Annotated in this window: 7 protein-coding genes; 1 reads left to right on the forward strand and 6 read right to left on the reverse strand. The window is 60.8% G+C overall.

Features of this window, described 5'->3' with window-relative positions; genetic code table 11:
• From HP546_RS23360 to HP546_RS23375, 4 genes are all read right to left on the reverse strand, one after another.
• The coding region (locus HP546_RS23360; protein WP_172230100.1) for a molybdopterin-dependent oxidoreductase at positions 1-1000 on the reverse strand (1000 nt) is incomplete at its 3' end.
• Between the two features lie 153 nt (positions 1001-1153).
• On the reverse strand, positions 1154-1915 hold the full coding sequence (locus HP546_RS23365) for an SDR family NAD(P)-dependent oxidoreductase (RefSeq protein ID WP_172230103.1): 762 nt from the start codon (positions 1913-1915) through the stop codon (positions 1154-1156).
• A gap of 21 nt (positions 1916-1936) precedes the next feature.
• Positions 1937-2722 carry a TSUP family transporter gene (locus tag HP546_RS23370; protein ID WP_172230106.1) on the reverse strand — a complete coding sequence of 262 codons (786 nt, stop codon included), beginning with the start codon at positions 2720-2722 and terminating at the stop codon, positions 1937-1939.
• Positions 2723-2753: 31 nt separating this feature from the next.
• Entirely contained in the window at positions 2754-3779 is a 1026-nt protein-coding gene (locus HP546_RS23375; RefSeq protein ID WP_172230109.1) for a TauD/TfdA family dioxygenase, read from the reverse strand.
• Positions 3780-4218: 439 nt separating this feature from the next.
• Between HP546_RS23375 and HP546_RS23380 the strand changes: the two genes are divergently transcribed.
• On the forward strand, positions 4219-5613 hold the full coding sequence (locus HP546_RS23380) for a PLP-dependent aminotransferase family protein (RefSeq protein WP_172230112.1): 1395 nt from the start codon (positions 4219-4221) through the stop codon (positions 5611-5613).
• 179 nt (positions 5614-5792) lie between these two features.
• Here the strand turns inward: HP546_RS23380 and HP546_RS23385 are convergent, their stop codons facing one another.
• Positions 5793-6344: a single-stranded DNA-binding protein gene (locus HP546_RS23385; protein ID WP_172230115.1), complete on the reverse strand. Its 552-nt coding sequence runs from the start codon at positions 6342-6344 to the stop codon at positions 5793-5795.
• A gap of 9 nt (positions 6345-6353) precedes the next feature.
• Positions 6354-6862 (reverse strand): MFS transporter (locus HP546_RS23390; protein ID WP_172230118.1); only part of this gene is annotated, 509 nt, incomplete at its 5' end.

Raw genomic sequence — 6862 nt, forward strand, 5'->3', positions numbered from 1 at the left:
ACACCCGCTTGGCCTCGTCGTAGCCGCTGAACAGCCCGTCTTCGAAGCCATAGGTCTCTTTGACGATGAACGACACGTCGGTGTAGTTGCGCACGTACTCGTGCTGGATCTTGTCGTTGCTCAGCAGGTAATTGATCAGCCCGCCCATGAAGGCAATATCGGTACCGGTACGGATCGGCGCGTAGTAGTCCGCCACCGAAGCGGTTCGGGTAAACCGCGGGTCGACCACGATCAGCCGCGCCTTGTTGTGCGCCTTGGCCTCGGTCACCCACTTGAAGCCGCAAGGATGCGCTTCTGCTGCGTTGCCACCCATCACCAGGACCAGATTCGCGTTGGCGATATCTGACCAGTGGTTGGTCATGGCGCCACGGCCGTACGTCGGGGCAAGACTTGCCACCGTCGGGCCATGTCAGACACGTGCCTGGTTATCGAACCCCAGCATGCCTGTTGCGCGGATCACCTTGTGGGTCAGGTAGCCTGCCTCGCTGGAGGCAGCAGAGGCAGCCAGAAAACCGGTGGTTAGCCAGCGGTTGACTGTCTGCCCCTGGGCGTTTTTCTCGATAAAGTTGGCGTCGCGGTCCTGTTTCATCAGGTCGGCGACGCGGTCGAGCGCCTCGTCCCAGTTGACCCGCACCCACTCCTTGCTGCCCGGCTTGCGTACTTCGGGGTACTGCAGCCGGCTCGGGCTGTGGATAAAGTCCAGCAGGCCGGCGCCTTTCGGGCAGAGGGTGCCGCGGTTGACCGGATGGTCGGCGTCGCCTTCGATATGGATGATGTTCTGTTTGACGTTTTTACCCGCATCACCCTGGCTGTACAGGATCAGGCCGCAGCCGACCGAGCAGTAGGGGCAGGTGTTGCGCGTCTCGAGGGTGTGCGCCAGCTTGAAGTGACGCACCTGCTCGGCGAATGCCGGTGTCGGGGCCATACCCAACGCCGCAAGGCTCGAGCCTCCAAGGCCGACGGCGGCGACCTTGAAGAACTGCCGACGGTTCAGGTCCATCGTGCACTCCTGATCAGGTTTGGACGCGCGGAACATGGCCGGCGCCTCTCGGTAGTCACGGTGGCGGCCAATTGATGGCTGCCAACCGTTAAGACTAGTCAAGAATCCGCAAGGTGCGATGACCTGGGTCAGGTGGTAGCGCTTTATTCACGCTCAGGCACGCGGCAGGTTGCGCACCACGTTCAGCGCCGCACTGCTCTGCGCCACCGGCATGATCTCGATGCTGTTGATGTTCACATGCGCTGGCTGCTCGGCTATCCAGGCCACCGTGGCTGCGATATCTTCCGGCAGAATGGCCTGCACGTCGCGATACAGCGCCTGCACCGCCTCCAGGTCACCGTTCAGACGCACCAGAGAAAAATCAGTGCCCGAGCATAGGCCAGGCTCGATGTTGCTCACCCGTATCCGAGTACCGGCGAGGTCGGCACGCAGGTTGAGGCTGAACTGGCGGACGAAGGCCTTGCTGGCGCCATACACATTGCCGCCCGGGTAGGGATAGGTGCCGGCAATGGAGCCGATATTGATGATCATGCCGCTGTCGGCTTCGACCATACGCGGCAGGACCTTGTGGGTGACCATCGCCAGGCCGGTGATGTTGGTGTCGATCATCTGCTGCCAGTTTTCCGCGCTGCTGGCCTGGGCTTTGTCGACGCCTAGCGCCAAGCCGGCATTGTTGACCAGCAGGTCGATCTGCAGCTTGGCATCGGCAATCTGCTCCATCGCCGTCCCGAGTGATACCGGGTCGGTAACGTCCAACGCCAGGGGGATGAAATTGACCCCCAGTTCTGTCTCCAGCGCCTGCAGCTTGTCCAGGCGCCTGGCGCCGCCCAGCACACGGTAGCCTTTGGCAATCAGTGTGCGGCAGATGGCCCGGCCGAACCCCGAAGAGGCGCCAGTCACGAATGCAGTTTTCATCAGTTTCTCCAAATGGGTGGGTCAGACCAGGTATTTGACGCCCAGGCTGGTGAACAGGCAGAGCATCGAGAACACCAGCGCCTTGCGCACCACTTCATTGCCTTTGCGCAGGGCCAGGGCACTGCCCAGGTGGTTGCCGAGAATGTTGCAGGCCACCAGCGGCACGGCCAGCAGGTACACGACCTTGCCGGCGATGACGAAGGCCACCAATGCACCGATGTTGGAGGCGAAATTGAAGGTCTTGGAGTTGGCCGAGCTGGATACCAGGTCCATTCGCAGCAGGTAGTGGAAGGCAATGATGAACATGCTGCCGGTGCCCGGGCCGAAGAATCCGTCATAGAAGCCGATGGCAAGGCAGGTAAGCGGAACTACGGTGTAGAGCACCCGCGATGACAATTCACGCTCCTCGACTGGCCGGTCCTTTGGTGTCAGGAAGATAAGGATGCCGAACGGGATCAACGCCAGGATGATCTTGCCTACGGTCTCCTGGGGGATGGAGACGATCAGATGCGCGCCCAGGTAGGCACCAAGCAACGAGAATGGCACCCCGACCAGCGCCACCTGCCAGACCATCCTGCTGTTGGCCAGAAAGTTTCGAATAGCAGCCAACGTGCCCAAGGTACTGACCAGCTTCTCCTGGCCCAGCGCGACCTGCGGCGGCATGCCGACCAGCAGAAACCCTGGGACCAGAAACAACCCGCCGCCACCTGCGATGCTGTCGACAAACCCGGCGACAAATGCAATCGCCCCGAGCATCAGGATCGCCAACAACCAGTGTTCCGCCCAAAAGGCTCCTAACAGTTCCATAGCAGTACTTCCATCGAGTCGGTGAAAAAGATCAGGAGAGGACTTCGTACAGGTGGTCCGCTCGCGCGAAATGCACCCGGTTCAAGTCGTTGACCGCAAACAGACGTAACAGCCAGCGGTCGGCACCATCGTTCTGCGGCTCGAAGCCATCGCGGGCGTGCAGCACACGCTGGTTCTTGAAGATCATGAAATCACCCGGCAGCAACAGGTGCGGTTCGTCGAAGCGGCGGGTTTCCAGCACCGATCGCAGGTTTGCCAGAGCCTGCTCTGCACGCAAGTTCAGCCCGTGGGTGTTCTCGCTGTCGAAGCGGCACAGCCATTCACCGGCGTGACCACGGGCCAGCACCGGCAGCTCGGCCGTGCACCGACGATTGCCGGTAAACGAGTCGGGGCGGCGGACTTCGAACTGCGGCAGGGAAAGCTCACGAACCGCCGAGGCAGGTAATGCCGCCACTACCGCATCAAGATTGACCAGCGTCGTGCTGATGCGCGGGTCACAGCGCATGCCGAAGAACGAGAGATATTCCGGGCAGCAGGACGCCGTGCCAAGTGGCTCGGATGACAGCGGCAAGTCCGGGTTATCCACATGGTAGGAAAAGCGCAACCGCGAGCCATGGGAACTCTTGTGGCTGGATGCATTGCGCGACGGGATGACGTGGCGGAACAGCCGGCCGTTGTTCTCCCCTTCGTAAACGATCGGGTTGATACCCATCAGGCTCTGCATGCTCAGTGTTACCAAGCAGGCAATTGGCGTACTCCCCGGGCTTAGCACACCGGAATAAGGAGTGGGCGGGATGTCCCGATCCCGGGGGCAGTTGCGCACGATCATGCTGGTCAGGTGCGGGTCTTCGACAAACCCGCGAATCTGCTGGCACAACCCCTTGCCCAGCACCTCCTGAGCCTGGTCCCTGAGCTGTGGGTAAAGCTCCTTGCTGGTCTCGAAATCGAGAGGGGTGTTGTTCAGCAGGGTTTGCCAGGCACTGGAGCTAACCCAGGGCAGGCGGATCTCAAGTGAAGCCTGAGGCTCAGTCACTTGATGCAGGTGTGCGCTTTCCATTTCGAGTGTTATTCCATTGAGCTGGCTCGAGGCCGTTCGATGTCGTGCTAGGCCGGGCAGAGGCGGCAGACGTTATAATTTTTCCCTTTCACAGCGGTGTGACGACAGGTAGAGGCAACCGGCAGGTCGCGCCCACATTGCATCGACTCAATCATTGTAATTACAAAAATAAAATCGATTCAATCCATTTCTGCGAAGCAAATAGATGCCGATTGAATCGATTCAATCAACTCATTGATTTCAAAAGGTTTCTGGTCGATGGCGCAATGGTCAGGGCGTCCAGTCCGACGTGGAGTAGGCGGAGGACGAACAAGGCCGACATAAAGCGCAGTACGCAAGCATGGCAATCAAGGTAATTTACCCGTAGGAAAACACAATTACTCCCATAAGACCTTTCGTGCTAGGCTTTCGCGTTCTCGCAGATTCTGGTGCCATTTCCATGTGGGTTCCTCACTACAGCGACCTGGCGCAGCCGGTCTACCTGATGATCGCCGATGCTCTTGAGCAGGACATTGGCAACGGCCGGCTGGTGGCAGGCGAACGTCTGCCAACGCTCAAGGACCTCGCCGAGTCCTTGAACGTGACACCCGGCACTATCGGGCGCGCCTATGACGAAGCGGCCAAACGCGGCCTGGTAGTGGGCGAAGTCGGGCGGGGTACCTTCGTCCTGCAGCAACGCCAGGCGCAAACGCCTCCCCCGTCAACACGCCAAACGCCGATACCGCCCGAGCGAGAAAGCGGCCAGATCGACCTGTCGATCATCAAACCCGATGACGCGCACATGACGGACTGGCTGCGGGGGGCCATAACCGAACTGGCCCAGTCACCCGACCTGGTGCAAGTACTCGACTACGTGACCGAGGGCGGCCATGCCACCCATAAACAAGCCGGCGCGGCCTGGATTCAGCGTTGGTTGCCGGAAGCGCGCTGGCAACAGGTGGTGCTGACCTCGGGCGCCCAGCACGGCCTGCTGGTAGCCATCAGCAGCCTGTCGAAGAATGAAGACGTGGTGTTGTGCGAGTCCTTCTGCTACCCGGGCATCATTTCCCTGGCCCATAGCATGGGGCGCCGTCTGCGCGGCGTGGCCATGGACGAGCACGGGCTGATCCCCGAAGCACTGCGTGCGGCGTGCCTGGAGCACCGCCCTTCCCTTCTGGTGTGTGTCACCACTCACCAGAACCCGACCAACACCATCATGCCCCACGCACGGCGCCAGGCCATCGCCGAAATCGCCCGCGAGTTCGACCTGTTCATCGTCGATGATGATATCTACGGTTTTCTCGAACCCGCGCCGGACTACAAACCCCTGGCTGCCTATGCGCCAGAGCGCTCGGTGTACCTCACCAGCCTGTCCAAGAGCGTGCTGCCTGCGCTGCGCATCGGCTACCTTTATGCGCCGCCGCAAACGCTCTCACGATTATCGTCGATGGTGCGCAGCAGTGTCTGGATGCCTTCGCCGCTGATGGCACAACTGGCCAGCAACCTGATCAACAGCGGCATGGCCGACCGCCTGGTGCAGGTGCAGCAGGAGGAAGCGGCGGCGCGCCAGTGCATGGCGCAGCAGATTCTTGGCAAGTACAAGATCCGCAGCCAGCCCAACAGCTTCCACATCTGGCTGGAGTTGCCCGCCCCCTGGACCAGCGACGAGTTTGCCAACCTGGCCCGCAGCAACGGCGTCACGGTGGTGAGTGGCAGCCAGTTCCTGCCCGAACGTAGCAACGCCACCTGTGGGGTGCGGATTGCGCTGATGACACCAAGCCGTCAGGAACTGGGCTTTGCATTGACCAAGCTGGTCAGCTTGCTGGATTCGCCGGAGCCGCGGCTGTTCTATTGAAGCGCTGGATGATTTTGCACACCCAGCCCCACATTGCTTGATTGACTGGCACGGGCGGATTTGCGACACCGGTTAATTGCACCGCGTCGCACATTCCGGAACGGCCAGTCGTGCGACCCAAAAAAAACCCAGGGCAATGGCCCTGGGTTTTGCTCTAGCTGGACAACTTCACGCTCTGATCAGAACGGAATATCGTCATCGAAGCTGTCGAAGTCAGCTGCCGGCTGCGGTGCTGCCTGCTGCGGTGCAGGGCGCTGCTGCTGTTGCTGCTGCGGGCGCTGGGCCTGCTGGCGTGGCGGGGCCTGGTTGTACTGTTGCTGCTGGCCGCCCTGGTTGTAGTTGCCGCCGGCCTGGTTGTACGGGTCACCGCCCTGCTGCTGACCTTGTGGACGGCCGCCCAGCAGCTGCATGGTGCCGTTGATGTCGACGATGATCTCGGTGGTGTAACGCTTGATACCGTCTTTTTCCCACTCGCGGGTCTGCAGCTTGCCTTCGATGTAGCACTGCGAACCCTTGCGCAGGTACTCGCCAGCAATTTCGGCAACCTTGCCGAACAGCGACACACGGTGCCACTCGGTACGCTCGACCTTCTGGCCCGACTGTTTGTCGGTCCACTGCTCGCTAGTAGCCAGGCTCAGGTTGGTCACGGCGTTACCGTTGGGCAGGTAGCGGACTTCGGGATCCTGGCCACAGGTGCCGACCAGAATGACTTTGTTAACCCCACGGGCCATAACGTTCTCCTAGGCTTCGCACGCCGAAGAGGCCGGGTTTACCAGGCGCTCGAGGGTCGTACGGTCCAAAATTTTCGTATCCAGTTTGATATAGATGGCGGATTCTTCTTCCACCACAACGGCGTCGGTCACACCCGGCACAGCCATCAGGCGCTCGGTCAGGCCGGCTTCCCGGACTGCCTCTGGCGTCAGCGGCATACGCAGGCTGGTCACATAGGGCGGCTCGTTCATGCGCAAGGCAACGACCAGCCAGATGGCACACAGCACCGCGCAACCCAGGAACACCATGTTCAGCCCGCCGTGCTGGAACAACCAGCCACCGAGGATTCCTCCCAGGGCAGCACCGAGGAACTGGCTGGTGGAATACACCCCCATTGCCGTCCCCTTGCCACCTGCAGGCGACACTTTGCTCACCAGTGAAGGCAACGATGCCTCCAGCAGGTTGAATGCAGTAAAGAATACCACGGTGCCGATCACCAGTCCGCGCAAACCGTCAGCCCACTGCCAGAAGAACAGCT

Source organism: Pseudomonas sp. CM25, from assembly GCF_013179705.1.
In the GTDB taxonomy this organism is placed as follows: Bacteria; Pseudomonadota; Gammaproteobacteria; order Pseudomonadales; family Pseudomonadaceae; genus Aquipseudomonas.

Coding starts and splice junctions, on each gene's coding strand:
- HP546_RS23380 (WP_172230112.1), top strand. CDS start 4,219: ATGTGGGTTCCTCACTACAGCGACCTGGCGCAGCCGGTCTACCTGATG.
- HP546_RS23385 (WP_172230115.1), bottom strand. CDS start 6,344: ATGGCCCGTGGGGTTAACAAAGTCATTCTGGTCGGCACCTGTGGCCAG.
- HP546_RS23365 (WP_172230103.1), bottom strand. CDS start 1,915: ATGAAAACTGCATTCGTGACTGGCGCCTCTTCGGGGTTCGGCCGGGCC.
- HP546_RS23370 (WP_172230106.1), bottom strand. CDS start 2,722: ATGGAACTGTTAGGAGCCTTTTGGGCGGAACACTGGTTGTTGGCGATC.
- HP546_RS23375 (WP_172230109.1), bottom strand. CDS start 3,779: ATGGAAAGCGCACACCTGCATCAAGTGACTGAGCCTCAGGCTTCACTT.